We start from the raw sequence: 26,537 nt of genomic DNA, 5'->3' as shown, positions 1-26,537 counted from the left end.
CTCGTGGCGGGTTTTTTTGTTGGGCCGGCGATACGTGGCGCCGGCCAGCGGCCGGCACGACCGGTTGCATGCAGCGGCCCATGGCAGAATGCGTTTCCCCTCCCGACGGGCGACGCGATGCTGTTCGAGTGGCTGCTGGGTTCGTGGTTGTTGATGCTGGATTGGCTGATCCGGCTGGCCGCGCTGTTGTGGATTCCCAGCCGCACCACGCCCGGTGCCGCGCGCAGCTGGCTGCTGCTGGTCGGCTTCGTGCCGCTGCTCGGGCTGCCGCTGTATCTGCTGTTCGGCCACCCGTGGCTGTCGCGCCAGCGCGTGCAGCGCCAGGCCGAGGCCTCCCAGGTGATCCGCGAGGAGCAGGCGCTGCAGCCGCCGCTGCGCTGGACGCCGCCGCCGGAGACGGCCACCGCCGAGATCGTGCCGCTGATCGAGCGCCAGGGCGATTTCATGCCCATCCACGGCAACGCGGTGGATCTGCTCAATGACTATGACGCCTCGCTGCAGGCCCTGATCGAAGACATCGACCAAGCCCGTGAGCGCGTGCACCTGCTGTACTACCTGATGTTCGACGATGCCGTCGGCGAGGCCATCGTGGAGGCGCTGCAGCGGGCGGCCGCGCGCGGTGTGCATTGCCGCGTGCTGCTCGATGCAGTCGGGGCCAAGCGTGGGCTGCGCCACTATCGCCATCGCCTGCAGGCGATCGGTGTCGACGTGCGCGCGATGCTGCCCGGTGGTCTGCGCTGGCGGCGCAGTGGCCGCATGGACCTGCGCAACCACCGCAAGATCGCGGTGATCGACAACCGCGTCGGCTACATCGGCTCACAGAACCTGGCACGCGCGCAGTTCGTCGCCGGGTTCCCGAACAAGGAGCTGGTCGCGCGCGTGCGCGGGCCGGTGGTGGCGCACCTGGAAGCGGTGTTCGCCAGCGACTGGTACATGGAAACCGGGCAACGCCTGGATGTGCTCACCGCCGTGCCGGTGTGCTCGGCCGATGTGCCGACCCAGCTGCTGCCCAGTGGCCCGGCATACCCCTTCAGCAATGCGCGCGATGCGGTGAACGCGCTGATCCATCTGGCGCGCCGGCGCATCGTGCTGGTCACGCCGTACTTCGTTCCCGATGAAGCGACCTTGAGTGCGCTGCGCATCGCAGCGCTGTCCGGCGTGCAGGTGCAGCTGATCCTGTCGGCCAGCACCAACCAGCGGCTGACCTCCTGGGCGCAGGAGGCCTACTACGATGAGCTGCTGCGCAGCGGGGTGCGCATCGCGCTGTACGAACCGCATTTCCTGCATGCCAAGCACCTGACCGTCGATGAAGACATCGCCCTGGTCGGCTCGATCAACCTGGATATCCGCTCGTTCGCGCTCAATGCCGAGATCGGCATGCTCTGTTATGACCCCGGCATGGTGCGGCAGCTGGCGCAGATCGAAGCCGACTATCTCGAGCAGTCCCGTCAGCTCGATCTGGCGACGTGGCGCCAACGGCCGGCGTGGAAGCGCAGCCGCGAAGGCATCGCACGGCTGGCCGATGCCTTGATGTAGCCCGCTGTGACGCACGTGGACGGGCGGTCCACGCGCATCGCCTACAATCGAGGCATGACTGCGTCCGATACCCACCGCCAGTGTGATCTGGCCATCGTCGGCGGCGGCGCTGCCGGCGTCCTCGTTGCCCTGCAGGCCCTGCGCCATGCTGCGCGAGCGTCACGCATCGTGCTGTTCGAGCCGGCTTCGGCGCTGGCCGAAGGCATCGCCTACGCCACGCCTTGGCCCGAGCACCTGCTCAACGTGCCGGCCGGCAAGATGAGCGCGCTGCCCGATCAGCCTGCGGATTTCCTCGATTACCTGATCGACAGCCAGGCGATTGCCGATGTGGCGCGCGAGGTGCTGGCGGACCAGTTCGTGCCGCGCCGCCATTACGCCGCCTACCTGCGTGAGCGCCTGGAACAGGCGTGCGAGCGCAGCGTGGCAGTGCTGGAGGTGGTCGAGCAGCCAGTGTTCGCGCTGGAGCCGACCGAACACGGTGTGCAGTTGCGGCTCGACGACGACGTGGTGTGGCGCGCGCAGCGCGTGGTGCTGGCCTGTGGCAACAGCATGCGACCACTGCCGGTGCCCGGTGCCGATGCCCTGCCGCCGGCGCAGGCGGTGGAGGCCTGGGATTACGACGGCGTGCGCGTGCTGGCCGGCGATGACGATCTGGCCATCATCGGCTCGGGCCTGAGCATGGCCGACAGCGTGGTGGCCCTGGCGGCCGCCGGACACCGCGGGCGCATCTTCGTGCTGTCGCGACATGCGCTGCTGCCATTGCCACAGGCGCACGGCGCAGCGGTCACCTTCGATCCGCAGCCCTTGTTGACGATGTCGCTGCGTCAGCGCGTGCGTGAACTGCGTGGGCAGGCCCGTGCCGCCGTGGCGCAGGGCATCCCTTGGCAAAGCGTCATGGACCGCATCCGGCCGATGGGCCAGGCATTGTGGTTGAGCCTGGGCGAGGCCGACCAGCGTCGTTTCCTGCGCCACGTGGTGCGCCATTGGGACGTGCACCGCCACCGCATCGCCGAATCGGTGCATGCCCAGGTCAGCGAGCTGGAGCGCAGCGGCCAGCTGCAGCGCCACCGCGCCCGGCTGGACACGCTGCTGGTGCAGGAAGGCGGGCTGCAGCTGCACGGGCACGGCCCGGCCGGCGGCCTGCCGCCACTGACGGTCAGCGCGGTGATCAATGCCACCGGCGTGGAAACCCGCGCGCTGTGCATGCGCAATCCACTGATCCAGCAGCTGCTGGCCGATGGGCATGCGCGGCCTGGTCCGCACGGGCTGGGGCTGGATACCTCGGTGGAGAACGGCGAACTGCTCGGTGCCGACGGCCAGCGTCAGACCCGCGTGCTGGTGGTGGGCAGCCTGCGCATCGGCACGCTCTGGGAAAGCCTGGCCATTCCCGAGTTGCGGATGCAGGCCCAGCAGGCCGCGCTGCGCGCGGTGGGCTGACTGCGACACCGTGCCTCGCGGCCGTGCGCGAGGCACACAAACACCTCATGCCTTCCCCTCGAAAGGCTCGGTGGTGGCGGCATGACGACGGCACTAGGCTCGTGTCTTTCTCACAGGAAATGACCATGACGCTACGTCCCGACAGGACCGCCCCCCGTGTCACGGCGACGACCCCATGGCGCCCGCTCGTCGTGCTGGGCGCAACACTGGTTCTGGCCGCCTGCCAGCGCCACGCCCCGGTCGATCCCGCTGCCTCGACCGATGCGACGGTCGCGGCGCCCGTCGCCGTCACCGCACTGCGCGACATTCCCGCCTGCCCGGCGGGCGCCAGCGTGATGGAGGGATGGAACGACCGCGCCCCGCCGCGGCGCATTTTCGGCAACACATGGTATGTCGGCACCTGTGGGCTGGCTGCGGTGCTGGTGACCTCCGATCAGGGCCATGTGCTGATCGATGGCGGCACGACGCCCGCCGGCCCCCTGATCGAGGCCAATATCCGCACGCTTGGCTTCGATCCGCAGGACGTGAAGTATCTGCTGAACTCGCACGAGCATTACGATCACGCCGCCGGCCTGGCGCACCTGCAGGCGGCCACCGGCGCACCGCTGCTGGCACGCTCGCCCGCCGTGGCCACCCTGCGTAACGGCCGGAGCGATCGCAGCGATCCGCAGTTCCTTGAGGAAGGCTCGGCATTTCCAGCGGTGGCCGAGGTCATGGCCATCGGCGACGACGAGGTCGTCCGCGTCGGTCCGCTGGCGCTGACCGCCCATGCCACCCCGGGCCACGCGCCGGGCGGCACCAGTTGGACCTGGCGGTCCTGCGAGGCAGGGCGCTGCCTGGACATCGCCTACACCGACAGCGTGAGTGCGATCTCCGATGCCCAGTACCGCTATCTCGATCACCCGCAGATGGTGGAGGCCTTCCGGCGCGGTCTGGATACGCTGGCGGCGCTACCCTGCGACGTGCATGTGACGCCGCATCCCCTGGGCAGCAACCTGTTCATCCGTCTGCAGGGCGACGCAGCCACCCCGCTGGTCCAGCCAGGCGCCTGCCGTCGCTACGCGCAGATGGGGCACACCCAGCTGGACACACGGCTTGCCGAGGAAGCCGCCGGACGCGCGCCCTGACGCAGGGAGGGTGCAGAGGGCGTAAAATGGGGACATGGATGTTTCCCACTTGCTCGACGGGTTGAACCCCGCCCAGCGCGAAGCTGTGTCCGCCCCGCCCGGCCACCATCTGGTGCTTGCCGGTGCCGGTTCCGGCAAGACCCGCGTGCTTATCCACCGCATCGCCTGGCTCAATGAAGTCTGCGGCGTGCCGACCCATGGCATTTTTGCGGTGACCTTCACCAACAAGGCCGCCGGGGAGATGCGTCACCGCATCGACCTGCAGCTGTCGCAGGGCAGCCGTGGCGCCTGGATCGGCACCTTCCACGGCCTGGCCCATCGCCTGCTGCGCCTGCATTTCCAGGACGCCAAGCTGCCCGACAGCTTCCAGGTGATGGATTCGGACGACCAGCTGCGGCTGGTCAAGCGCGTGGTCCAGCAGCTGGAGATCGACGACGGCAAGTTCCCGCCGAAGCAGATCGCCTGGTGGATCAACGAGCAGAAGGACGAGGGCCGTCGCCCGCAGCATATCCAGCCCGAGCCGCATGACGCGTGGCTGGAAACCATGCGCCAGGCGTATATCGCCTACCAGGAGCGCTGCGATCGCGCCGGTCTGGTCGATTTCGCCGAACTGTTGCTGCGCGCGCATGAACTGCTGCGCGACAACCCGGCCTTGCTGGCTCACTACCGTTCGCGCTTCCGCGAAATCCTGGTGGACGAGTTCCAGGACACCAACGCCATCCAGTACGCCTTCGTGCGCGTACTCGCCGGCGATACCGGCCACGTGTTCGTGGTCGGCGACGACGACCAGGCCATCTATGGCTGGCGCGGCGCCAAGGTCGAGAACGTGCAGCGCTTCCTGAAGGATTTCCCGGGTGCGCAGACCGTCCGCCTGGAGCAGAACTACCGCTCCACCGCCAATATCCTCGGCGCGGCCAATGCGGTGATCGCGCACAACCCGGACCGTATCGGCAAAGAGTTGTGGACCGACAGCGGCGACGGCGATCCGATCGATCTGTATGCGGCCTACAACGAGATGGACGAGGCGCGTTACGTGGTCGAGCGCGCGCGCCAGTGGGTGCGTGATGGCGGCAGCTACGGCGATGTCGCCGTGCTCTACCGCAGCAATGCGCAGTCGCGTGCCTTCGAAGAATCCCTGCTCTCCGAGCAGGTGCCGTACCGCGTGTACGGCGGCATGCGCTTCTTCGAGCGTGCCGAAATCAAGGACGCGCTGGCGTACCTGCGGTTGATGACCAACCGCAACGATGACGCGGCCTTCGAGCGCGCGGTCAACACGCCGACGCGTGGCATCGGCGACCGCACCCTGGATGAAGTGCGCCGCTTGGCCCGTTCCCACGCGATTTCGCTGTGGGAGGCCACCATGCTGACCACCCAGGGCAATGAGCTCGCTGCACGTGCGCGCAACGCGCTGGCCGGCTTCCTGGTGCTGGTCAATCAGCTCCAGGCTGAAGCCGACACGATGACCCTCGCCGAACGCATCGACCATGTGCTGATGCGCTCGGGCCTGCGCGAGCACTGGTCCAAGGAAAGTCGCAACGCGCTGGATTCGGAATCGCGCGCGGACAACCTGGACGAACTGGTCTCGGTGGCCTCGCGCTTCGTGCGTCGCGAAGACGATGTCGAAGAAACCCAGGACATGAGCGAGCTGGTCGCCTTCCTCGCCTATGCCTCGCTGGAGGCCGGCGAAGGCCAGGCCCAGGCCGGCGAAGAGGGCGTGCAGTTGATGACGCTGCACGCCGCCAAGGGCCTGGAGTTCCCGCTGGTGTTCCTGGCCGGCATGGAAGACGGCCTGTTCCCGAGCGCGCGCTCGCTGGAAGAAAGCGGCCGGCTGGAAGAAGAACGTCGCCTGGCGTACGTGGGCATCACCCGCGCGCGCCAGAAGCTGGTGCTCTGCTACGCCGAATCGCGTCGCATCCATGGGCAGGACAACTACAACGTGCCCTCGCGCTTCCTGCGCGAGATCCCGCGTGAGCTGGTCAATGAAGTGCGCCCGAAGGTGCAGGTCTCGCGTGGCACCTCGCTCGGTGCCAACCGGGTGATGGGCCACGCGGCGCTGGAAGCACCGCCACTCAAGCTGGGCGCGATGGTCAACCATCCCAAGTTCGGCGAAGGCATGGTCACCGACTACGAAGGCAGCGGCCAGCACGCCCGCGTGCAGGTCGAATTCATCGAGGCCGGCAGCAAGTGGCTGGTGATGGCGTATGCCAATTTGACGGTGCTCTGAGCAGCGCTCGTGATCCGGTAGTGGGGGGGGGGGGGGGGGCCCTGGGGTGGGGGGGCCCGGCCCGGCGCCCGGCACTGCAACGGGCGGCATACCTTGTCGGGAGGCGGCCAGCGGCCGGCACTACAATGGCGGCATTCCTTTCGCGCAGGCCCCCGCCATGACCGATTCGCCGCTGCACCTCACCGTCAAATTGAACGCCAGGCTCCAGCCCGAGCATCGCCATGAGCTGTTCGAAGATCCGCTGGATGCGCTGCTGGGCAGTGCCGAGCTGGGTGAGATCACCGGCGGTGGCACCGCGCTGACGGAAGATGGTGAAGTGGACTACGGCGATATCGAGGTCGCGTTGAACGATCCAGCCTCGCTGCCTGGCGTGATCGAGCTGCTGGAGCAGCTGGGAGCGCCGAAGGGCTCGCTGATCCAGCGCGAAGGCGCCCCCGATCAACCGTTCGGCGTCACCGAAGGCCTGGCCTTGTATCTCAACGGCACCGACCTGCCCGATGAGGTCTACGAGCAGTGCGACTCGAACTATGTGTTCGAACAGATCGTCGAGCGCATCGAAGGCCACGGCGAGATCTGCAGCTGGTGGCAGGGCCCGACCGAGACGGCGCTGTATCTGTATGGCGCCTCGTTCGACACCCTGCACGCGCGCATCGCCGATCTGCTGGCGAGCTACCCGCTGTGCCAAGGCGCGCGCGTGGTGCGTACCGCCTGATCAGCAGTCCGGCGCGTGGCCTGCTGCATAGCGCAGGCCACGGCGCAGCTGCGCCCGCACATTCGGGTCGGCATACACCGCCGCGTCGTGGCCCAGCCCGGTGTACCAGCTGCGGCCGCCATCGAAGGGCCGGCACCAGGCGATGGGATGATCGGCGCCCATGGTGCCGCCGTCGTAACGCGATTCGTCCACTGTCGCGATGACCTTCACCATTCCACGCGGATTGCGCCGGTAGTTGTAAAGCTCATCGCGGATCGGCCACGCCGGGCCTGACGGCCTGCCGTCACGTTCGGGCTGCACAAGCGTCTCCTGCAGACCCTTGGGATGCTTGTGGAACCACGCGCCGACCAGTTCGCCGTACCACGGCCAGTCGTACTCGGTGTCGGCCGCGGCGTGCACGCCCATGAAGCCGCCGCCGTTGCGGATGAACTGTTCCATCGCCGCCTGCTGCGCGGCGTCGAGTACGTCGCCGGTGGTATTGGCGAAGACCACGGCGCGGTAGCGGGCGAGGTTGTCGGGGCGGAAGTCCCGGGGATCGTCGCTCGGGTCCGCCGTCATGCCGGCCTCGGCACTCAGCTCGCGCAGCGTTGCCACGGCCACAGGAATCGAGTCGTGGTGGAACGTGGCGGTGCGGATGAAGATCAGCACGCGGTCCGGACCCGGCGCGGCGGCAAGGCCGGGTAGCGGCAGCAGGGCCAGCGAGCACAGCAGGGCGATGAGCAGAGGGCGCATGCGCGAAGTCTGTCATGGGCGCTGCCCGTCTCCGTCCTGCGCTGCAGCACAGGCATCCCAGGCAGCGCATGCCTGCGCGATCCGTGTTGTGGTGGGCCAGGGCGCCTCGCTTCATCCCCGATCGCCCCCGGCTCATCCCGGATTTCACACAGTTCGTCGCGTGCCGCTTGTCGCTCCCCCGGCCGGCGCCCAGAGTCTGCCCCTGTCCGCTGGGAGCGCACTCGTGAACAAGGGAATTCCGTATCTGCTTGCTGCACTGGTTCTGCTGACATGGTCGGCAGGCTGGGCCGAGCCGGTGCTGGCCCTGTTCCAGCACGCGCAGACCTGCCTGGCCGACGGCGGCGACTTCGATCTGCTGCGCCTGCGCTGCCAGCTGCAGCCCAGTGGGTTGTGCATCGGCCAGGCAACGCTGTGGTTCTGGCTGAGCGGCATCGTCTTCGCACTGGTGGCGCTGCTGGGCACGCGACGCGGCACGCGCTGACACGCGAGCGGCCAACCGGCATCATCACCCTCTGTCTGAGGGAGGCCACATGGGTCCGAGCGAAAAAGAAAAGATGCTGTCCGGGCTGCCCTACCGCCCCGGTGATCCGGCGCTGCAGGCCGACATGGCCGCCGCCAAGGTCTGGATGGTCCGCTACAACGCCGCCCTGGCCGAAAGCCCGGCCGTGCGCCGCGCGCTGTTGCGCGAGCAGCTCGGCGCGGTCGGCGAAGGCGCGGTGATCCGGCCGCCATTCCATTGCGACTACGGCTACAACATCCGCCTGGGGCAGGGCGTGTTCCTCAACTACAACTGCGTGATCCTGGACGTGGCCGAGGTCAGTATCGGCGATGGCACCCAGATCGGTCCGGCAGTGCAGCTCTACGCCGCCGACCATCCGCGTGATCCCCAGGCGCGGGCGGAAGGTCTGGAGTCGGCCAGGCCGATCCGGATCGGGCGCAATGTCTGGATCGGGGGCGGCGCGATCGTGCTGCCCGGCGTCACCATCGGCGATGACGCGGTGGTGGGCGCGGGCAGTGTGGTCACCCGCGACGTGCCTGCGGGCGCGACCGTGGTGGGCAATCCGGCGCGGGCGGTGCCTGCGCGCGGCCTCGGCGATTGATCCAGCTCAAGGCACTGCGTCCACACCGGGTGTGCAATGGTGATGTTCCCATTGCCCACCCCAAGGAGCTCTGCCATGTACAAGCGCATCCTGATTGCCACCGATGGTTCGGAGCTGGCCGAGAAAGGCCTGGCCAAGGGCCTGGAGCTGGCCAAGGACCTCGATGCCGAGGTCGATATCGTGACCGTCTCCGAGCCATGGGCCGTCGGTATGTACGACGCGATGGGCTGGAGCGTGGGCTACATGAACACGCCCGAATACAAAGCCGATCGCGAAGAGACCGCGCAGAAGGTGCTGCAGCCGGCCAAGGCCGCCGCAGAGGCGCAGGGCCTGCGCACTGAAACCGTGCATGTGCTGGACCGCTATGCCGCCGACGGCATCATCGATACCGCCACCGAGCGCGGCAGCGACCTGATCGTGATGACCTCGCATGGCCGCCGTGGTGTGACCCGCGTGCTGCTCGGCAGCCAGACCGCCGAAGTGCTGGCACGCAGCACGGTACCGGTGCTGGTCATCCGATAACGGAGAAGCGGTAGTGCCGGCCGCTGGCCGGCAGTGCCCCTCAGTGCCCGTCAATCGCGCAGTTTCAACGTCTGCGATTCATCCAGCGTGCCATCCGGCTGCAGCACCACATAACGCTCGCCGCTGCGGTCGAACAGCACCGGGATCGGGTCGCGGAACAGCGGGCGGCGCACGAAGCGCAGCTGCCAGCCGAAATGCTCCAGCGTCTCCACCGCCTGGCGTTGCTCTGCAGTAAGGCCGGCGCGCAGTTCAGCCGGATTTGGATCGTGGCGGCGTTCGGGTGTAGTCATCGAGCGTGGGCAAGCGGGGACGGGGGTCAGTGCCTTGCCGGCCCCGTGCGGTCACGGGGCGGCAGTGCGGTCGACGCCCGGAATCACCAGCTGTAGAGCTTCCAATACACCGGCGAGACGCCGTCCTTGTCGCTGTCCATGCGGCCATCGCCGTTCTGGTCGTACATGTAGAACGGGGCACCGCGCGACGGGGTCACCTTGACCATCCGCAGCTGGCCGCCCACCCGGTATTCCTCGATGGTGTCGCCGTTGTCCTGCACCGTCTTGACCACATCGGCACCAGTGACATCAACCGGGGGCCTGCCGCCACCACCGGTGGCACAGCCGGCCAGCGCGAGCACGCCTGCGAGCAACAGAATCTTCATGGGCCGGGAGTCCTTGGGCGAAGAGGGCCTGATTATGCCCGATGGATCGTGAGGCCGGTGCCGACGACGGTCAGGGCCGGGCGCGTAGAATCGCCCCATGAGCCGATTAGTCCTGATTGACGGGTCCAGTTACCTGTATCGCGCGTTCCACGCGCTTCCGCCGCTGACCAACGCACACGGTGAACCCACCGGCGCACTGTTCGGCGTGGTCAACATGCTGCGCGCCACCTTGAAGGAGCGCCCCGAGTACGTCGCCTTCGTGGTCGATGCGCCCGGCAAGACCTTCCGTGACGACCTGTATGCCGACTACAAGGCCAACCGCCCGCCGATGCCCGACGACCTGCGCCCGCAGATCGAGCCGATGTGCCGCATCGTCGAGGCGCTGGGCCTGAGCATCCTGCGCATCCCCGGCGTGGAAGCCGATGATGTGATCGGCACGCTGGCCCTGCAGGGCCACCGCGATGGCCTGCAGGTGACCATTTCCACCGGCGACAAGGACTTCGCCCAGCTGGTCCGCCCGGGTATCGAGCTGGTCAACACCATGACCGGCAGCCGCATGGATTCGGACGCGGCGGTCATGGAGAAGTTCGGCGTGCGCGCCGACCAGATCGTCGACCTGCTGGCACTGATGGGCGACGCCGTGGACAACGTGCCCGGCGTGGAAAAGTGCGGTCCCAAGACCGCCGCCAAGTGGCTGGCCGAGTACCAGCACCTGGATGGGGTGATGGCGGCGGCCCCGACCATGAAGGGCAAGATCGGCGAGAACCTGCGCGCGGCGCTGGAGCGCCTGCCGCTCAACCGCGAGCTGGTCACGATCCGCACCGATGTGCCGCTGGAGGTAACGGCGCAGACCCTGCCGCTGCGCGAGCCGGACGTGCCGTCGCTGAGCGAGCTGTACCTGCGTTACGGCTTCACCCAGGCGCTCAAGGAGCTGGGCGGTCCCGTGCCGGCCCCGGCCGCTGCCAGCGAGGCCCCGGTCAGCCTGCGTGGCACCGCGGCCGGCTACGCCCGTGCCACGCCGGAGGTGGCGGTGGTGCCGGTCGACCCGGCGCTCTCCGCCCCCGGCGAGTACGAGATGGTGCTGACCACCGAGCAGCTCGACGCCTGGGTGCAGCGCCTGGCCGATGCCGAGCTGATCTCGTTCGATACCGAGACCGACGCGCTGGACGCCATGCGCGCCAATCTGGTCGGCATCAGCCTGGCGGTCGAGCCGGGCCGCGCCGCCTATATCCCGGTCGGCCATGATTACCCCGGCGCGCCGGCCCAGCTGCCACGCGAGCAGGTGCTGGCCGCGCTGCGTCCTGCCCTGGAAGACCCCTCCAAGAAGAAGCTTGGCCAGCACGGCAAGTACGACCTGCACGTGCTGCGCCGCCACGGCGTGAACCTGCAGGGGTACCACGACGACACCATGCTGGAGAGCTTCGTGCTCAATTCCACCGCCACGCGCCATGACATGGACTCGCTGGCGATGCGCTACCTGGGCTACACCACGATCAAGTTCGAGGAGGTGGCCGGCAAGGGTGCCAAGCAGATCTCGTTCTCGCAGGTGGGCCTGGACGAAGCCTGCCGCTACGCCGCCGAAGATGCCGACGTGACCCTGCGCCTGCACCACGCCCTGCAGCCACAACTACAGGCCACGCCCTCGCTGGACAGCGTCTACCGCGACATCGAGATGCCGCTGGTGCCGGTGCTGACCCGCATCGAAGCCAATGGCGTGCACATCGACATGGCCGAACTGCGCCGGCAGAGCCAGGACCTGGGCTCGCGCATGCTGGCTGCCCAGCAGAAGGCCACCGAGCTGGCCGGGCGCACCTTCAACCTGGATTCGCCCAAGCAGCTGCAGGCCGTGCTGTTCGACGAACTGCAGCTGCCGGCACTGGTGAAGACCCCCAAGGGCCAGCCCAGCACCAACGAAGAGGCGCTGGAGGCGATCGCCGAGCAGCATGAACTGCCGCGGGTGATCCTGGAGTACCGCGGGCTGGCCAAGCTGCGCAGCACCTACACCGACAAGCTGCCGGAGATGATCAACCAGGACACCGGGCGGGTACACACCAGCTACCACCAGTCCGGCGCCGCCACCGGTCGGCTGTCCTCGTCCGACCCGAACCTGCAGAACATCCCGATCCGCACCGAGGATGGCCGCCGCATCCGCCGCGCCTTCGTGGCCCCGCCGGGCCGCAAGATCCTGGCCTGCGATTACTCGCAGATCGAGCTGCGGATCATGGCCCACCTCTCCGAGGACCCCGGCCTGGTGCGGGCGTTCGAGCAGGGCGTGGACGTGCACCGGGCGACGGCGGCGGAAGTCTTCAGCCGCCGCCTGGAAGAGGTGACCTCCAACGAGCGCCGGGCCGCCAAGGCGATCAACTTCGGCCTGATGTACGGCATGAGCGCGTTCGGCCTGGCCCGCAACCTGGGCATCGACCGCGGCCAGGCCCAGGATTACGTGGCGCTGTACTTCAGCCGCTACCCGGGCGTGCGCGATTTCATGGAGCGGATGCGCCAGCAGGCCCGCGACCAGGGCTATGTGGAAACCCTGTTCGGCCGCCGTCTGTACCTGAACGACATCAACGCCCGCAACCAGGGCCTGCGCGCCGGTGCTGAACGGGCCGCGATCAATGCCCCGATGCAGGGCACCGCGGCGGACATCATCAAGCGCGCCATGGTCAAGGTGGACAGCTGGCTGGAGGATCACGGCGACCAGGCCAAGATGATTCTGCAGGTGCACGATGAACTGGTCTTTGAAACCGAAAGTAGTTTCCTCGATACCTTGCGTTTGAAAGTCGTGGAACTGATGTCCTCGGCCGCCGAACTGCGTGTACCGTTGGTGGTGGATGCGGGCGTGGGCGACAACTGGGATGAGGCCCATTGAGGCCTGAATCACAGTCAAAAGGCTGAATTGGTTCAGTACGCCACGATAATCTGACTGTTGGATGAATGTTTCTGGGAGGAGGCCCGAATTAATTGGGCCCCTTCACGAACTATCAATGTTCGGAGTGCTTTGATAGACCTCGACAGGCGCAATGCCTGTTGTGGATCTCTCCCATCCCCTGGAGCAGATCTCGGAACGGGGGCTCCTCCCCAAGCACCCGTTCCCCGGCCCCGCTAACCTCCCCCTGGTTGGCGGGGCTTTTTATTTGTGGCGCCGAAAACCCCGCGCGGCCCGCCGCACGAGAGACCCCGCGCTGCCGATTGCCGTTTGCCCTGCGCGCGGCCCATGCTGTGGGCTGGACCCGGGGAGAACCGCATGAGCGACCTGTTTGCATTGGCCATGCCGTGGTGGGAATTCATCCTGCGCGCGGTGGTGGTGTACGCGGTGGTACTGGGCATGGTCCGGCTCTCCGGCAAGCGCGCGCTGGGCCAGATCACCCCGTTCGATGTCTTGCTGATCGTGCTGCTCGGCAACGCGGTGCAGAACGCGCTGCTTGGCGAAGACACCTCCCTGGGCGGCGGCCTGCTGCTGGCGGCGACCCTGATCTCGATCAACTACGGCGTGGGCTGGCTCAGCACGCGCAGTCGGCGCGTGGAAACGCTGGTCGAAGGCGAGCCGATCCTGATCGCCCGTGATGGCAAGGTGCTCGATTCCGTGCTCAAGCGCGAGCTCGTGACCCCGGCCGATCTGGACGCAGCGATGCGTCAGCAGGGCTGCCTGTCCATCGACGATGTCGCCCTGGCGGTGCTGGAGATCAACGGGCACATCACCATCGTGCCGAAGAAGGCGTAGAGCCACCCATGGGGTGGCTCTACCCGACGGGTGCCACCCATGCACCGCATGCGAAATCCATGCCGGCCCATGCGGTGGCGCGCTGGGTTACACCCAGTCGCGCGGAACCAGGTAGTCGGCCAGGCGGGCTTCGTCGCTGCCGGTTTCAGGTTGGAAACCGTATTCCCAGCGCACGCGCGGGGGCAGGCTCATCAGGATGCTCTCGCTGCGCCCGCCGCTCTGCAGGCCGAACAGCGTGCCGCGGTCATAGACCAGGTTGAACTCCACGTAGCGGCCACGGCGGTACAGCTGGAACTCGCGTTCGCGCTCGCCATACGGCGTGTCCTTGCGGCGCTCGACCAGCGGCAGATAGGCATCCAGGAAACCATCGCCGACCGCCCGCAGATACGCAAAATCGCGCTCGAAGTCGCCATGCAGGTCGTCGAAGAACAACCCGCCCACGCCGCGCGTTTCATTGCGGTGGCGCAGGAAGAAATACTCATCGCACCAGCGCTTGTGCGCCGCATAGCGCTCTTCGCCGAAGGGCGCGCACAGATCGTGCGCAACCTGGTGCCAGTGCCGCACGTCTTCGTCGATGGGGTAGAACGGAGTGAGGTCAAAGCCGCCTCCGAACCACGAGGCCACCGCCACGCCATCACGCTCGGCGCGGAAGTAGCGCACGTTGGCGTGCGTCGTCGGCAGGTAGGGATTGGCGGGATGGAAGACCAGCGAGACGCCGGTCGCGCGCCATGACGCGCCGGCCAACTCTGGCCGGTTCGCCGAGGCCGATGGCGGCAGGCGCGTGCCGGCCACATCGGAGAACCCGATCCCGGCCTGCTCGAACACCGCCCCATCGCGCAGGATGCGGGTCCGGCCACCGCCGCCCTCCGCGCGCTGCCAGAGATCTTCGGTGAAGCGGGCCTGGCCGTCGGCGGTTTCAATCGCCGCACAGATGCGGTCCTGCAGGTCGGTCAGATACGCGCGGACGCGGTCGAAGTCGTTCATGGGCGCTACTTTACCGCAGGCCGGTGCACGGCCTGCGTGTGCTCACTGGCGCTCAGTGACCGCTTTTGCGGGTGCTGGTCTTGCTGTTCTTCGCCGCGGCGGGCGCCTCGGCCGGTGCGGCGTCGTCTGCCTCGGCATCGGGCTCGGTCGCCATGCGCTCGGCGATCTGTTCCAGCCCGGCACTGACCCGCATCAGGCCCCAGTTGCGGGTCGCGTGCACATCGCAGGCCACGTGCGTGCCGTTTCCATCCTTGGCGCAGATCGAGGCCATCTGCTCGGGCAGCGCCTCGTCACCGGTGTGTTCGTAGACGCTGGCCAGGTTCTCGCAGCCCTCGCGTACCCCGGCGGCGCAGAGCTTGAGATAGAACGGCGCCGCCTCGGCCCAGCGGTTGCGCAGCGCCAGCTGGTGACCGGCGGCATTGCAGCCCTGCAGCTTGCCGGCCGCGCAGCACGCCTGCGCACCGCCCTCGCGGCCCAAGGTCGGGCAACCCTGCGGCAGCGGGGTTTCGACGAAGACCACCGGCGCGCTGCACTGCTGCGCCTCGCCGGTGCGTTCGTAATAGCTGAAGCGGTTCCAGCTGTCCATGCCGATCAGGTTGCCGTTGGCCAGGCGCTTGAACACGAAGTCGTCGCCCTGGTCATGGCGCACACGGATGTCGCCATCGACCAGCCGCGCGCGCAGCTTGCCGCCGAAGCCGCTGTCGAGCATGCCGCCATCGCCGAACGGCAGATGGTCCATCAGGCCCTGGCTGGCGACATAGCTGCCGCAGGGCAGGGCGGTGGCTGCCACCGGGGTCAGTGCCTTGGCCTCCAGCGTGGCCAGCGGCGCCGCACGCTCGCAGGCGCGCGGGTCCTTGCCCAGGGTGCACGCCCGCTGCAGTGCATCGCGGGCCGGGATCAGGCGGCCGGCGTCCCACAACGCCTCGGCAGCGTTGGCGCAGAACGTGCCGCCGGTCTGTGCCCGGCACAGGGTGGTGATCTCATCGAGCTGTATGGCCGGCAGCGGTGACGCCTTGGCTGCGCTGAGCCCGCCAAGCAGCGCCTTGGCCAGCGCTTGCCCCATCGCGTCGCGCGCGGCCTCCAGACAGGCAGCCTGGTCGTACTGCGTGGACGCAGGTTTGCAGACCTCCGGCTCGGGCAGCTCCGGCGCATCGTCCCGGGTCGCCGCCAGCGTCCTGGCCTCGCGCGCTTCGGACTGGAAATTGGCCAGCAGACGCTTGCAGGCAGCCGGCACATCCTCCCGACACCATTGACGCAGGCGGTCGTTGCTGGCGAAGAGCGTGTCGTTCAGGCAGGTGCCGATCTCGGCCCGGCACGATGCCGCCGGAAAGACCGTCGCGCGGCGGCAGGTGGCCGCCTTCTGCAAGCGGTAGTCGTTGAAGCGGTCACTGAGCAGGCGACCGCCCTCCTGCACGTTCAGCGAGCTGACGCCGCCGTTGTCCAGGTCGGCCAGCTTCAGCTCGTCGCCGAGGCGGCTGAGGAGGTAAGGCTCGGGCGCTTGGCCGGGAATCTGCCGCACCCCCTCGTTCGCACTGTGCAGGGTCAATGTGGTGCCGCTGTCCTTGGCCACGAACGTGCCACAGACCATGGCCTGGGCCGCCGCCGGCAGGCTGACCGCCGTGAGCAGGGTGAACAGGGTCGCGCGCCAGCCATGGCGGCGCAGAAGGGGGAGGGAAACAGTCACACGATCATCCTTGCAGGTCGTGCAGCGCACCGTGGCGCTGCGGGAAACAGGTCAGCGGCGGAACAGCGCACGTACATCGGCCGCGCACAGGCGCACGATCAGCCAGCCCTGCAGCACCGCGAACGCCAGTGCGGTCACGCCGGCGAGGCCGCTGCAGATCACGCGCTGTACGCGCAGCTCACTGCGCAGCTTGAGCAGTTCGATCGACAGGGTGTCACCGGGTATCTGCGCCAGCAGGTGGCGGAACGCATCGTCCAGCAGCCACGCGGCGACCACGTTGAGCACGGCGGTGACCGCCAGCAGCACGATGAACAGTGCCCATGCCCAGCGCCAGCGACGCAGCATGCCCCAGCATGCGGCAACGCCCAAGAGGCTCGACACGCACAGCAGCACGTTGGCCAGCACCGGGTGGGTGAGCAGCCAGCGCAGCGAGCCAGGCAGCCAGTGCAGGTCCTCATCGGCCAGTAGCGCCTGCAGCGCCTCCGAGCCCGACAGAGGTATCGCAATCAGGGCCAGTACCCCCCACATCGCGGCCGTGACCAGGCAGACCAGCAGCACGGACTTGAGCAGGGGGGCGAGAAACGCAGGCGCACCCTCCCTGCTGGGGCGGGGCGTGCAGGAAGGCAATTGCGGGGGAAGCGAGGCTGACATCCGGTGTCCTGGTTGGGCAGGCCGCGACGTCTAGGTCCCAGCCACCGCGTTCGCGGCCGCGGGCAGGATATGGTCTGCGCTCAGCGGTGCCAAGCAAACGCCATGCGGCGGGCGCAGCGGCACCCAGGCCAGTTCGGCGATTTCCGCCTGTGCGCGGGGCGAACCGGTCACCGTCACCAGATAGGCGTGGGCCCGTACGCGGTGTCCGGCTTCGTGCACCGCCCAGGCCTCGAACCGGCCCAACGGCACGGCACTGGCGGGGTCCACCGTGACCCCGAGTTCTTCTTCCAGCTCGCGCGCCAGCGCGGCCAAGGGCGCTTCGCCGGGCTCGGGTTTGCCGCCGGGCTGGATGAAGGTGTCCGAGCCGTGCTTGCGCACCACCAGTACGCGGCCGTCGGGATCGAAAACGACCGCGGCGACGATATCGATCGTCGCCGCGGCGTGCTGCACGTCAGTGGGCACCGACGTCATCGCTGGATTACTTCAGGTTCTCTTCGAACAGCTTGAGGATGCGCTTGTACTGGTCCAGCCAGGAATCGGCACGCACATAGCCGTGGCGTTCCAGCGGGTACGGCGCGATCGACCAGTTGTCCTTGTGCAGTTCGATCAGCTTCTGGGTGAGGTTGACCGAATCCTGGAAGAACACGTTGTCATCCATCATCCCGTGCGCGATCAGCAGGTGGTCCTGCAGCCCGTCGGCGTACTCGATCGGCGACGATTTGCGGTACGCCTCCGGGTCGATGTCCGGGGTGTTGAGGATGTTGGCGGTGTAGCCGTGGTTGTACTGGTGCCAATCGACCACCGGGCGCAGCGCGGCACCGGCCTTGAACGTGCCCGGCGAGCGGAACAGCGCCATGAAGGTCATGAAGCCGCCGTAGGAGCCGCCGTAGATGCCGGCGTGGTCACGGTCGCCCTGCTTGGTGGCGACCAGCCAGTCCAGGCCGTCCTTGTAGTCTTCCAGTTCCGGGTGGCCCATGTTGCGGTAGATCGCCGTGCGCCAGTCGCGGCCGTAGCCGGCGCTGCCGCGGTAATCCATGTCCAGCACCACGTAGCCCTTCTGCACCAGCAGGTTATGGAACATCTGCTCACGGAAGTAGGCCGGGTACTGCTGGTGCACGTTCTGCAGATAGCCGGCGCCGTGCACGAACATGGCGATCGGGTACTGCTTGCCCGGCTCGAAGGTCTCCGGTCCGTAGTACTTGGCCCAGACCACGCCCGCGCCGTGCTTGGACGGCACCTGTACCAGCTTGGGCTGGATCCACTCGCGCGCCTTGAACTCGGCCGTGCGGGTGTCGGTCAGCACCTTGGCCTGGCCACCGGCAGCGGGCACCACGGCCAGCTGGGTCGGCAGGTAGGCGCCGGAGTAACGCACCAGCAGCTGCTGGCCATCCGGGGACAGCGAGAAGTCTTCCACGCCGTTGAGCGAGGTCAGCTCACGCACCTGCTTGCTGGCGGTGTCGACCGCGCACACTTCGTAGTCGCCCGGCGACTGCTGGTTGCACAGGAAGTAGAAGCCGCGGCCGTCGGCGCTGGGCACCGGCATCGAGCTTTCCCACTTGCCGCCGGTCAGTGGCTGCGGCTTGGCCGTGCCCTGCTGGGTGTACAGGTGCGAATAGCCGGATTCTTCGGACAGCAGCCACAGCGTGCGGTTGTCGTTGGACCAGCCGAAATCGTTGAAGCTCCAGTTGATCCAGGCGCTGTCGGTCAGGCGATGACGCGTCTCCAGCTTGGCGCTGGCCGGGGTCACGCTGGCGATCCAGCGGTCCTTGTTGTCGTTGGCGCGCAGCATGATCGCGGCCTGCTGGCCATCGGCGCTCCAGCGGATGCCGGGCGCGCCGGGGCCACCGAGTACTTCCACCGGGCGGTTGCCCTTCAGGGCGTCCTTGCCGGCGGCCTTGCGCAGCGCGGCCAGCGGGTCGGTGCCGATGCCCGGCAGGCCGTCCAGCGACAGCGGCTTGACCGTGCCGGCGACGGCATCGACCAGCCACAGCGCGTTCGGCTCCGGGTCGTTGCGGCCCACGCGGGTGCGGGTCTCTTCGAACTCTTCGTAACCCGACTCGGTCACGTACTTGGGCATCTTGCCGCCGCGGCCTTCATCGAAGCTCTTCGGCTTGGTGACCACGATCAGCGTGCGCGCATCCGGCGAGAGCACGCTGTCGACGATCTCCACATCCGCGCCCAGATACACCGGGCCCGGTGCGCGGGTGCCATCGGCGCGACGCCAGCTGGCTTCCTGCGCCTTGAGTGCCTCGCGCTGGGCGCGATCGTTACGCAGCGTGGCCAGGGTGCGCAGCTGCTGCTCGCGCAGGGTATCGGCCTTGGGCGCGTCGTCCGGATTCTTCTCGGCCTTCAGGCTGGCGACCTGCTGCACGCCGGCGGCGGCGGTCCAATGGAACCAGTTCTGGCCGGTGCGCCAGATCACGCCGCCGTCGCGGGCGAAATTGACCGCGCCGGACTTCTCGGTGCTGCGGGTCAGCTGGGTCAGCGCGCCGCTGCGCAGGTCGCGCACGAACACATCGCCATTGCGCACGAAGGCCGAGCGCTGGCGCGCGCTGTCGTAGACCGGGCTGTCCACATCCAGGGTGCCGCGCTGGTCATCGCCAACCTGTGCGGCCACGCCGCCGGCCACCGGCTGGCGGAAGGTGTCGCGCACCGGGCTGCCGTTGCGCTTGAGCTGGTACTCGACCTGCTGGCTGTTCCAGGACCACCACGCGCTTTCGACCGGCGGGCCGATCCAGTCGGGGTCGGCCATGGCCTGCTCGATGGTGATCGGCGTGGGCGCCGCGTGGGCGGTCCCGCCGAGGGCGGCGAGCAGCAGCAGGGACAAAGGCAGCGTTCTGGGCATTGCGGGCGGCACCGTAGTAGAAAACCCGGCAAGCGTAGCAGCCGCAAGGACCGCAGGAAGGGGCCACAGGTCATGGGCGTGCGCTCGCGCGGAAGGCAAGCGGTGGTCGGTGGGTTGGGCGCTGGGGCCCCATACCCTTTCCGGCGAATGTCCCCCGGCGTCGGCCTGCGGCCGACCCCTCCTCCTTTATTTCGCCTCCAAGGGTATGGCGCCCCAGCGCCCAACCCACCGACAGGCCCTGAAAAGCCTGGCTTCCCCTACCGGCCGCTAAGGGGCTCGGCTTGCGGTAGCCCCTGCGACAAAGTGAAGCAGCGCGTCACCGGGTCGCATGTGCCTTTCACGGATACAGGCCCAGACTGGTGCGGATTTCAGAAGCCAGTCGGAGGCGTCTCTTGGACGCGTTGTTGTTGTCCCGGATCCAGTTCGGGTTCGTCATCAGTTTCCACGTGCTGTTCCCGGCCTTCACGATCGGTACCGCCAGCTGGCTGGCCTTTGTCGAATCGCGCTGGCTGCGCACCGGCAATCCGGTCTGGCGCGAGCTGTATTTCTTCTGGCAGAAGATCTTCGCGGTCTCCTTCGGCATGGGGGTGGTCAGCGGCATCGTCATGGCCTTCCAGTTCGGCACCAACTGGCCCCGGCTGAGCGAGGTCGCCGGCACGGTGATCGGCCCGCTGCTGACCTATGAAGTGCTCACGGCGTTCTTCCTGGAAGCCAGCTTCCTGGGCGTGATGATGTTCGGCTGGGGCAAGGTCTCGCCGCGCCTGCATTTCTTCTCCACCTGCATGGTGGCGCTGGGCACGCTGGTCTCCACGTTCTGGATCCTGTCCTCCAACAGCTGGCTGCAGACGCCGGCCGGTTACGCGATGGTCGATGGCATCGTGCACCCGCAGAACTGGTGGCAGATCGTCTTCAACCCGTCGTTCCCGTACCGCTTGGCGCACATGGCCCTGGGCTCGTTCATCACCACGTGCTTCGTGATCGGCGGCGTGGGGGCGTGGTACCTGCGCAAGGACGTGCACCGCGAAGCCGGCCGCAAGATGCTGCTGGCGGCGGTGGGCTTCGCCGCGCTGACGGTGCCGGTACAGATCTTCGTCGGCGACATGCATGGCCTGAATACCCTCAAGCACCAGCCGATGAAGATCGCGGCGATGGAGGCGCACTGGCATTCCGAAGGCGAGGGCAAGGGCGTGCCGCTGGTGGTGTTCGCGGTGCCCAATGAAAAGGCAGAGCGCAACGATTACGAAATCGCGATCCCGCGCCTGGGCAGCCTGATCCTCACCCATTCGCTGGAGGGCACGTTCGATCCGCTGACCTCGGTGCCAGCCAGCGACCGGCCGCCGGTGGTGCCGGTGTTCTTTGCGTTCCGGGTGATGGTCGGGCTGGGCACGCTGATGCTGCTGCTGGCCTGGGTCTCGGCGTTCCAGTGGTGGCGCGGCAAACTGCTGCAGTCGCGTTGGCTGATCCGCGGCTGGAACTGGATGCTGCCCAGTGGCTTCATCGCGCTGATCTCCGGCTGGTTCGTGACCGAGATGGGGCGGCAACCGTGGGTGGTCTATGGCGTGCTTCGCACCGCCGATGCCGTGGGTCCGCAGAGCGCGTGGATGACGGCGCTCTCGCTGGGCGTGTACATCGTCGGCTATGCGTTCGTGTTCGGCTGGGGTGTCTGGTACCTGGTGAAGATCATCCGCACCGGTCCCAAGCCGCATGACCCGGCCCCGGCCCTGGATGCCGGCAGCCACACCCCGGCGCGGCCGCTGTCCGGTGCCGATGAACCGCTGGAGGAGCGCTGAGATGGAGATGACGACCTGGCTGCCGGTGGCATGGTTCGCGGTGATCGGCTTTGGTGTGCTGATGTACGTGGTGCTGGATGGCTTCGTGCTTGGCATCGGTATCCTCGCGCCGATGGCCGAGGATGAAGAACAGCTCGACATCATGATGAACACCGCCGCCCCGATCTGGGACGGCAACGAAACCTGGCTGGTGCTGGGCGGGGCCGGGCTGATGGCGGCCTTCCCGAAGGCCTACGCGGCGCTGCTGTCGGCGCTGTACCTGCCGGTCCTGTTGCTGGTGGTCGCGCTGGTGTTCCGCGGCGTGGCCTTCGAATTCCGCTTCAAGGCGCACCGCTCGCGCAAGCTGTGGAGCGTGGCATTCGGCCTGGGCTCGCTGCTGGCCGCCTTCGCGCAGGGCGTGATTCTCGGCGCACTCGTGCAGGGCCTGCAGGTCGTGGATGGCCGCTATGTCGGCGGCGCCTTCAGCTGGTTCAGCCCGTTCTCCATGCTGACCGGCGCAGCCGTGGTGTTCGGTTACGCGCTGCTCGGCAGCACCTGGTTGATCCTCAAGACCGAAGGCCGCGAGCAGACCTTTGCACGCACCTTGACCCGCCCGCTGGTGGTGGCGGTGATCGTGTTCATGGGCTTGGTGAGCGCGTGGCTGCCGTTCCTGGATTCGCGCCTGATGGCGCGCTGGTTCAGCGATGGCAACTTCTGGTGGCTCTCGCCGGTGCCGTTGCTGACGTTGGCGGTCGCCACCGCGCTGTGGCGCAGCGCGATGCATCCCAAGCGCGATCTGCCGCCGTTCCTGTTGACGCTGGCCCTGTTCATCCTCGGCTTCATCGGCCTGGTGCTGGGCATGTGGCCGTACCTGCTGCCGCCGAGCATGACGTTGTGGCAGGCCGCGGCGCCGGCCTCGTCGCTGAGCTTCAGCCTGGTCGGGCTGGTGATCCTGCTGCCGGTGATCCTGGGCTATACGGCCTGGTCGTACCGGGTGTTCCGCGGCAAGGTGCGGGCGGATGTGGGGTATCACTGAGGAAAGCACGGTGGCTATTCCCGGTTCCGTGTGCGCGAGGGCGGTCAGACCCTGCCGGGACGCGCCGTAAACCCATCCCTGGGGGCTCGACGGGCGCCATCCATGGCGCCCGACGGTCCCGGCAGGGTCCGACCGCCCTCGCCCTGAAAGGTCTGCGTCGTCAGTGGGAAGAGTCAACCGCATAAAAACGGGTCAAGAGCAGCCGACCAACGGTCGGCTCTACCCCAGCATGAAAGCTGCTTGATTGATCAAGAAGAAACGTCAGGCGGCCGATTCGACCTGCCGTTGATCTTTCCGATGCGCACCAGCCAACTGTCGAAGGGGCGGTGTGGGTGGGGTGGCGGGACCATGTGTTGCCATGGATGGCAACACATGAGCTTACAGGGACGTACTTGCAGCGGGTCCCGACATCCCACCCACACCGACCCAGGCCAGGCACGCCCGGCAGACCAAGGCTGTTGACTTGGAAAAGAGCAGCCGACCAACGGTCGGCACTACAGGGCCTGCAGGGCGGTAAAACGGAGGACAACGCCTAGAATTCAGCCGTGCAGCCCCTCGATCTCCACCAGCAACTCCGCCCGGCACACCTCTGCATGCAACACCACGAACGGCGGGGCCGTCGGCAGCGCCGCCATCTGCGCCGCCACCGCCGCCATATCCTCCGCGCGCCGCACATACACCTTCAGCACCGACGTCGACCCCAACGCCGGTGACAGCGACGGCCGCTGACCGCGCGCCGTATCCACCAGACTCTGCAGATTCGTCAACGTCTCCCGCAACTGCTCATCCACCGCCCCCGTGTGCTGCGACACATGCCCCACGATCGCCGCCGTCCCGGACTGCAGCAACGGCAACCCCGTTGCCAACGGCGGCAACAGCGCCCGCGAAAAACTCGGCGACTGCGGCCCGTACTGGCGTGGATAACGGAACGCGCTCACCTGACGCGGATTCTCCAGCGGCAGGCCCGGCTCGCGGGCTGCCAGCCAATACACCTGCAGCCGGCGCTCACCGTCGAAGCGGCCAATGCAGGTTGCCGCCGGCAGTGCGGCTTCATCCAGTTCCCGCAGGCCCCGCACGCGGCCCACGCAGAAACGTCGGTAGCGTTCATCGTCGCCATCGCCCTCGGTCACTGCGTCCAGATAGTTCCAGGTGCGCAGCAGATGCGGATAGCCGCAGCGCGACAGGAACGCGCTCATCCGCGCATAGGCCTCGGCTGCGGCGGACTCGATATCGCTGTCGACCTCGTCAATCTCCAGCACCCCGAACAGCAGGCTGTCGGTGTGCGACCAGCGCACCCCATCGGTGGTGCCGTGCGCGACCGGCGTGCCGCCACGCCAGACCTCGATCTGCGCCGGACCCTGTTCGGCCAGCGGGACCTGCAGCCAGCGCGGGTCGTCCAGCGCGGCGTGGCGCAGGCCGAAGCCGAACACCGCCAGCGTCTGCGGGTCGGCCAGCGCGGCATCACGGTGCGCCGCCGGGGCGTAGGCGACATGGAACCACGCAGGTCCGGAGGAAGGGAAAGCGATTGCCGGGGACGTTGCGTGGTCGATCGTGTTGCTCATTTCAGAATGTGAATGCTGCCAGTGCCGAGAGTGTCATGATAGCGTGCGCTCCTTTCTCGGCACCGCGTCCGGCGCCGGACGATGTCGATGACAGGCGCGGTCCGGCTGGCATGGGGAGCCGATCCGCGTGGCCACCCTGGCTCGTGCCCGTCCTGGTACCCATCCATCATGTTGGCGTGAATGATCGAGTTTTCAGTAGTGGATTGGTCGGCCTGGGCGCCAGGCATCACCACCCGGGAGCAGTGGCAGGCGTGGGCAGAGGCCCCTTGGCTGCCGACCGGTGAGGACACGCCGGCACTGTCCGAAGTGCCGGCCATGCAGCGCCGCCGGATCGAGCGGCTGGGGCGCATGGCGATCCAGACCGCGTGCTGGTGCGAGCAGCCCGACGACGGTGGCCAGGTGCCGCTGGTGTTCGCCTCGCGGCATGGCGACGTGGCCCGTTCGATGGAACTGCTCAATACCCTGAGCGCAGACCAGCCGATGTCGCCAACCGGCTTCGGCCTGTCGGTGCACAACGCGATCGCCGCGCTGTATTCGATTGCCCGCGGCCATCGCGGCAACTATCTGGCCCTCGCGGCTGGCCGGGCCACGGTCGAGACCGCCTGCATGGAGGCCTTCGGCCTGCTCGCCGATGGCGCGCCCGAGGTGCGACTGGTGGTCTATGAATCGCCCTTGCCACCGATCTACGCCGGCTTCGCCGACGAGCCCGATCCGTTCTTCGCCTGGTGCTGGCGGCTGGGACCGGCCGACGGTCCGGGCACCCGGCTGTCGCTGGGTTGGGGGGCAGGCGGCGAGGATCGCCCCTCCGACGGTCTGCCGCATGGCCTGGAAGCCTTGCGTTTCCTGCTGGCCGGTGCGCCTTCGCTGGGGCTGGAGGCCGATGGCCAACGCTGGACCTGGCAACGCCATGGCTGAGCGCTGGCCGGCCCGGATCAACCATGCCTGGCGGGTGCTGGGCACGGGGCTGAGCTTTGCCGCCTTCGGGCTCGGCGGGCTGGTGCTGGGCGGGCTGCTGTTCCTGTCGCTGCTGCTGATCCGCGACCCGGTGCGCCGGCGCGTGCTGGCGCGGCGCCTGGTCCAGGGCAGCTTCGCCACGCACGTCGGCCTGATGCGCCGGCTCGGGCTGATGACCTATGAGATCCGCGGGGGTGAGCGCCTGCAACGCAACGGCCTGCTGATCCTGGCCAACCACCCGACCCTGATCGACGTGGTGCTGCTGATCGCCCAGCTGCCCAATGCCGATTGCGTGGTCAAGCAGGCCGTGGCGCGCAACCCGTTCATGCGCGGCCCGGTCCGCGCGGCCGGCTATGTCTCCAACGACGACGGAGCGGGCCTGATCGATGACTGCATCGCGGCGGTCCAGGCCGGCGGCAACCTGGTCATCTTCCCGGAGGGCACCCGCACCGTGCCGGGACAGCCGCTGCGCCTGCAGCGCGGGGCGGCCAACATCGCGGTGCGGGGCCGGCTGGACATCACCCCGGTGCGGATCACCTGCACCCCGCTGACCCTGACCAAGGGCCAGAAATGGTATCGTGTGCCATCACGGCGATTTCACGTTCAGCTGGAAGTCGGGGAGGATCTCCCGATTGCCCCGTTTCTGAACGAGACCGGCGATGCGCCCAGGGGGGATGCCTTGGCGGCCAGGCGTGTGACCGATCATCTTGCCCATTACTTCGACTTCGCTGGAGACCCGACCCGTGCAGGCACTTGAGCACGAGATCAAGGAATTGATCATTTCATCGCTTTCACTGGAAGACATCACTCCCGAAGACATCGATTCCGCCGCGCCCTTGTTTGTAGAGGGGTTGGGCCTGGATTCGATCGACGCGCTGGAACTTGGATTGGCCCTGCAGAAAAAGTACGGTGTCAGCCTGTCAGCCGATTCGGAAGAGACCCGTCGCCATTTCTCCAGCGTGCGTGCCCTGAGCGAGTTTGTCGCCGCACGCCAGCCGTCCTAACGGCGCGTCAGGATTTACCCATGACCAAGAACGAACTTTTCGAGCGCATCGTCAAGATCCTCAAGGACAGCTTTGAGATCGAGCCGAGCCGTATCACGCCCGCCGCGCGGCTGTATGACGACCTGGACATCGACAGCATCGACGCGGTCGACCTGATCGTGCAGCTCAAGCCGCTGCTCGGCCGCAATCTGCAGCCGGAAGCGTTCAAGCAGGTGCGCACCGTGCAGGACATCGTGGATGTGGTGCACGGGCTGTTGCCTGGTCAAGCGGCCGCCTGACGGC

The 26,537-nt window shown here is 67.7% G+C and carries 25 protein-coding genes; 16 read left to right on the top strand and 9 right to left on the bottom strand.

Annotation, left to right across the window (positions count from 1 at the left end; genetic code table 11):
• Positions 1-117 precede the first annotated feature (117 nt).
• From cls to ABE422_RS06695, 5 genes are all read left to right on the top strand, one after another.
• On the top strand, positions 118-1,536 hold the full coding sequence (cls, locus tag ABE422_RS06715) for a cardiolipin synthase (protein ID WP_313212587.1): 1,419 nt from the start codon (positions 118-120) through the stop codon (positions 1,534-1,536).
• 36 nt (positions 1,537-1,572) lie between these two features.
• Positions 1,573-2,973, top strand: coding sequence for an FAD/NAD(P)-binding protein (locus ABE422_RS06710; protein WP_313212586.1), 1,401 nt, complete (start codon positions 1,573-1,575; stop codon positions 2,971-2,973).
• A gap of 125 nt (positions 2,974-3,098) precedes the next feature.
• Positions 3,099-4,100 carry a subclass B3 metallo-beta-lactamase gene (gene bla / locus ABE422_RS06705; RefSeq protein ID WP_346465648.1) on the top strand — a complete coding sequence of 334 codons (1,002 nt, stop codon included), beginning with the start codon at positions 3,099-3,101 and terminating at the stop codon, positions 4,098-4,100.
• A 34-nt stretch (positions 4,101-4,134) separates the two neighbouring features.
• Positions 4,135-6,324, top strand: coding sequence for a DNA helicase II (gene uvrD, locus ABE422_RS06700; protein ID WP_313212581.1), 2,190 nt, complete (start codon positions 4,135-4,137; stop codon positions 6,322-6,324).
• 157 nt (positions 6,325-6,481) lie between these two features.
• The gene (locus tag ABE422_RS06695) at positions 6,482-7,036 is read left to right on the top strand and encodes a hypothetical protein (RefSeq protein ID WP_282264094.1); all 555 of its coding nucleotides are present in this window, start codon (positions 6,482-6,484) and stop codon (positions 7,034-7,036) included.
• On the opposite strand, the gene ABE422_RS06690 is transcribed toward ABE422_RS06695, so the two are convergent.
• Entirely contained in the window at positions 7,037-7,768 is a 732-nt protein-coding gene (locus ABE422_RS06690; RefSeq protein WP_313212580.1) for a ThuA domain-containing protein, read from the bottom strand. It abuts the gene before it with no gap.
• Between the two features lie 223 nt (positions 7,769-7,991).
• Between ABE422_RS06690 and ABE422_RS06685 the strand changes: the two genes are divergently transcribed.
• The 3 genes from ABE422_RS06685 to ABE422_RS06675 all read left to right on the top strand — a co-directional run bounded on the left by ABE422_RS06685 (position 7,992) and on the right by ABE422_RS06675 (position 9,390).
• Entirely contained in the window at positions 7,992-8,249 is a 258-nt protein-coding gene (locus tag ABE422_RS06685; RefSeq protein WP_346482700.1) for a hypothetical protein, read from the top strand.
• Between the two features lie 49 nt (positions 8,250-8,298).
• The gene (locus tag ABE422_RS06680) at positions 8,299-8,868 is read left to right on the top strand and encodes a sugar O-acetyltransferase (protein ID WP_346482699.1); all 570 of its coding nucleotides are present in this window, start codon (positions 8,299-8,301) and stop codon (positions 8,866-8,868) included.
• Between the two features lie 75 nt (positions 8,869-8,943).
• A complete protein-coding gene (locus ABE422_RS06675) occupies positions 8,944-9,390 on the top strand; it encodes a universal stress protein (protein WP_313212577.1) in 447 nt (148 codons plus the stop codon).
• 50 nt (positions 9,391-9,440) lie between these two features.
• Here the strand turns inward: ABE422_RS06675 and ABE422_RS06670 are convergent, their stop codons facing one another.
• Together ABE422_RS06670 and ABE422_RS06665 are read right to left on the bottom strand one after the other, a co-directional pair.
• Positions 9,441-9,680, bottom strand: a complete 240-nt coding sequence (locus tag ABE422_RS06670; RefSeq protein ID WP_121040913.1) for a hypothetical protein — start codon at positions 9,678-9,680, stop codon at positions 9,441-9,443.
• An 83-nt stretch (positions 9,681-9,763) separates the two neighbouring features.
• Entirely contained in the window at positions 9,764-10,045 is a 282-nt protein-coding gene (locus tag ABE422_RS06665; protein ID WP_070470027.1) for a DUF2782 domain-containing protein, read from the bottom strand.
• Positions 10,046-10,142: 97 nt separating this feature from the next.
• On the opposite strand from ABE422_RS06665, the gene polA reads away from it, so the two are divergent.
• Together polA and ABE422_RS06655 are read left to right on the top strand one after the other, a co-directional pair.
• Positions 10,143-12,914 carry a DNA polymerase I gene (gene polA / locus ABE422_RS06660; RefSeq protein ID WP_346482698.1) on the top strand — a complete coding sequence of 924 codons (2,772 nt, stop codon included), beginning with the start codon at positions 10,143-10,145 and terminating at the stop codon, positions 12,912-12,914.
• 375 nt (positions 12,915-13,289) lie between these two features.
• On the top strand, positions 13,290-13,766 hold the full coding sequence (locus ABE422_RS06655; RefSeq protein ID WP_313212574.1) for a YetF domain-containing protein: 477 nt from the start codon (positions 13,290-13,292) through the stop codon (positions 13,764-13,766).
• 87 nt (positions 13,767-13,853) lie between these two features.
• Here ABE422_RS06655 and hemF read toward each other — a convergent pair whose 3' ends face one another.
• The 5 genes from hemF to ABE422_RS06630 all read right to left on the bottom strand — a co-directional run bounded on the left by hemF (position 13,854) and on the right by ABE422_RS06630 (position 19,930).
• Positions 13,854-14,750: an oxygen-dependent coproporphyrinogen oxidase gene (gene hemF, locus ABE422_RS06650; RefSeq protein ID WP_313212573.1), complete on the bottom strand. Its 897-nt coding sequence runs from the start codon at positions 14,748-14,750 to the stop codon at positions 13,854-13,856.
• Between the two features lie 52 nt (positions 14,751-14,802).
• A complete protein-coding gene (locus ABE422_RS06645; protein WP_346482697.1) occupies positions 14,803-16,434 on the bottom strand; it encodes a hypothetical protein in 1,632 nt (543 codons plus the stop codon).
• A 51-nt stretch (positions 16,435-16,485) separates the two neighbouring features.
• Positions 16,486-16,992, bottom strand: a complete 507-nt coding sequence (locus tag ABE422_RS06640; protein ID WP_346465658.1) for a hypothetical protein — start codon at positions 16,990-16,992, stop codon at positions 16,486-16,488.
• A 123-nt stretch (positions 16,993-17,115) separates the two neighbouring features.
• The gene (locus tag ABE422_RS06635) at positions 17,116-17,535 is read right to left on the bottom strand and encodes an NUDIX domain-containing protein (protein ID WP_313212585.1); all 420 of its coding nucleotides are present in this window, start codon (positions 17,533-17,535) and stop codon (positions 17,116-17,118) included.
• 28 nt (positions 17,536-17,563) lie between these two features.
• Positions 17,564-19,930: a S9 family peptidase gene (locus ABE422_RS06630; RefSeq protein ID WP_346482696.1), complete on the bottom strand. Its 2,367-nt coding sequence runs from the start codon at positions 19,928-19,930 to the stop codon at positions 17,564-17,566.
• 392 nt (positions 19,931-20,322) lie between these two features.
• Between ABE422_RS06630 and ABE422_RS06625 the strand changes: the two genes are divergently transcribed.
• Together ABE422_RS06625 and cydB are read left to right on the top strand one after the other, a co-directional pair.
• Positions 20,323-21,720 (top strand): cytochrome ubiquinol oxidase subunit I, encoded by a 1,398-nt coding sequence (locus tag ABE422_RS06625; RefSeq protein ID WP_313212569.1) that lies wholly within the window; start codon positions 20,323-20,325, stop codon positions 21,718-21,720.
• Between the two features lies 1 nt (position 21,721).
• A complete protein-coding gene (cydB, locus tag ABE422_RS06620) occupies positions 21,722-22,735 on the top strand; it encodes a cytochrome d ubiquinol oxidase subunit II (RefSeq protein WP_313212568.1) in 1,014 nt (337 codons plus the stop codon).
• 539 nt (positions 22,736-23,274) lie between these two features.
• On the opposite strand, the gene ABE422_RS06615 is transcribed toward cydB, so the two are convergent.
• Positions 23,275-24,297: a pteridine-dependent deoxygenase gene (locus ABE422_RS06615; protein WP_313219298.1), complete on the bottom strand. Its 1,023-nt coding sequence runs from the start codon at positions 24,295-24,297 to the stop codon at positions 23,275-23,277.
• Between the two features lie 180 nt (positions 24,298-24,477).
• Between ABE422_RS06615 and ABE422_RS06610 the strand changes: the two genes are divergently transcribed.
• The 4 genes from ABE422_RS06610 to ABE422_RS06595 are packed head-to-tail and all read left to right on the top strand — an operon-like array spanning position 24,478 to position 26,533.
• On the top strand, positions 24,478-25,212 hold the full coding sequence (locus ABE422_RS06610) for a beta-ketoacyl synthase chain length factor (RefSeq protein ID WP_313209528.1): 735 nt from the start codon (positions 24,478-24,480) through the stop codon (positions 25,210-25,212).
• Positions 25,205-26,008, top strand: coding sequence for a lysophospholipid acyltransferase family protein (locus ABE422_RS06605; protein ID WP_313209526.1), 804 nt, complete (start codon positions 25,205-25,207; stop codon positions 26,006-26,008). The genes ABE422_RS06610 and ABE422_RS06605 overlap by 8 nt, the downstream gene beginning before the upstream one ends.
• Positions 25,995-26,255: a phosphopantetheine-binding protein gene (locus tag ABE422_RS06600; RefSeq protein WP_019185497.1), complete on the top strand. Its 261-nt coding sequence runs from the start codon at positions 25,995-25,997 to the stop codon at positions 26,253-26,255. Before ABE422_RS06605 ends, ABE422_RS06600 begins: the two co-directional genes overlap by 14 nt.
• 20 nt (positions 26,256-26,275) lie before the next feature.
• Positions 26,276-26,533 carry an acyl carrier protein gene (locus ABE422_RS06595; RefSeq protein WP_019185496.1) on the top strand — a complete coding sequence of 86 codons (258 nt, stop codon included), beginning with the start codon at positions 26,276-26,278 and terminating at the stop codon, positions 26,531-26,533.
• Positions 26,534-26,537: the final 4 nt, after the last annotated feature.

The organism is Stenotrophomonas sp. TWI1151 (assembly GCF_039673135.1).
Lineage (GTDB): Bacteria > Pseudomonadota > Gammaproteobacteria > Xanthomonadales > Xanthomonadaceae > Stenotrophomonas.
This window is presented reverse-complemented; position numbering and strand designations above follow the sequence as displayed.

Coding starts and splice junctions, on each gene's coding strand:
- cls (WP_313212587.1), top strand. CDS start 118: ATGCTGTTCGAGTGGCTGCTGGGTTCGTGGTTGTTGATGCTGGATTGG.
- bla (WP_346465648.1), top strand. CDS start 3,099: ATGACGCTACGTCCCGACAGGACCGCCCCCCGTGTCACGGCGACGACC.
- uvrD (WP_313212581.1), top strand. CDS start 4,135: ATGGATGTTTCCCACTTGCTCGACGGGTTGAACCCCGCCCAGCGCGAA.
- ABE422_RS06695 (WP_282264094.1), top strand. CDS start 6,482: ATGACCGATTCGCCGCTGCACCTCACCGTCAAATTGAACGCCAGGCTC.
- ABE422_RS06690 (WP_313212580.1), bottom strand. CDS start 7,768: ATGCGCCCTCTGCTCATCGCCCTGCTGTGCTCGCTGGCCCTGCTGCCG.
- ABE422_RS06680 (WP_346482699.1), top strand. CDS start 8,299: ATGGGTCCGAGCGAAAAAGAAAAGATGCTGTCCGGGCTGCCCTACCGC.
- ABE422_RS06675 (WP_313212577.1), top strand. CDS start 8,944: ATGTACAAGCGCATCCTGATTGCCACCGATGGTTCGGAGCTGGCCGAG.
- ABE422_RS06670 (WP_121040913.1), bottom strand. CDS start 9,680: ATGACTACACCCGAACGCCGCCACGATCCAAATCCGGCTGAACTGCGC.
- ABE422_RS06665 (WP_070470027.1), bottom strand. CDS start 10,045: ATGAAGATTCTGTTGCTCGCAGGCGTGCTCGCGCTGGCCGGCTGTGCC.
- polA (WP_346482698.1), top strand. CDS start 10,143: ATGAGCCGATTAGTCCTGATTGACGGGTCCAGTTACCTGTATCGCGCG.
- ABE422_RS06655 (WP_313212574.1), top strand. CDS start 13,290: ATGAGCGACCTGTTTGCATTGGCCATGCCGTGGTGGGAATTCATCCTG.
- hemF (WP_313212573.1), bottom strand. CDS start 14,750: ATGAACGACTTCGACCGCGTCCGCGCGTATCTGACCGACCTGCAGGAC.
- ABE422_RS06630 (WP_346482696.1), bottom strand. CDS start 19,930: ATGCCCAGAACGCTGCCTTTGTCCCTGCTGCTGCTCGCCGCCCTCGGC.
- cydB (WP_313212568.1), top strand. CDS start 21,722: ATGGAGATGACGACCTGGCTGCCGGTGGCATGGTTCGCGGTGATCGGC.
- ABE422_RS06615 (WP_313219298.1), bottom strand. CDS start 24,297: ATGAGCAACACGATCGACCACGCAACGTCCCCGGCAATCGCTTTCCCT.
- ABE422_RS06610 (WP_313209528.1), top strand. CDS start 24,478: ATGATCGAGTTTTCAGTAGTGGATTGGTCGGCCTGGGCGCCAGGCATC.
- ABE422_RS06605 (WP_313209526.1), top strand. CDS start 25,205: ATGGCTGAGCGCTGGCCGGCCCGGATCAACCATGCCTGGCGGGTGCTG.
- ABE422_RS06595 (WP_019185496.1), top strand. CDS start 26,276: ATGACCAAGAACGAACTTTTCGAGCGCATCGTCAAGATCCTCAAGGAC.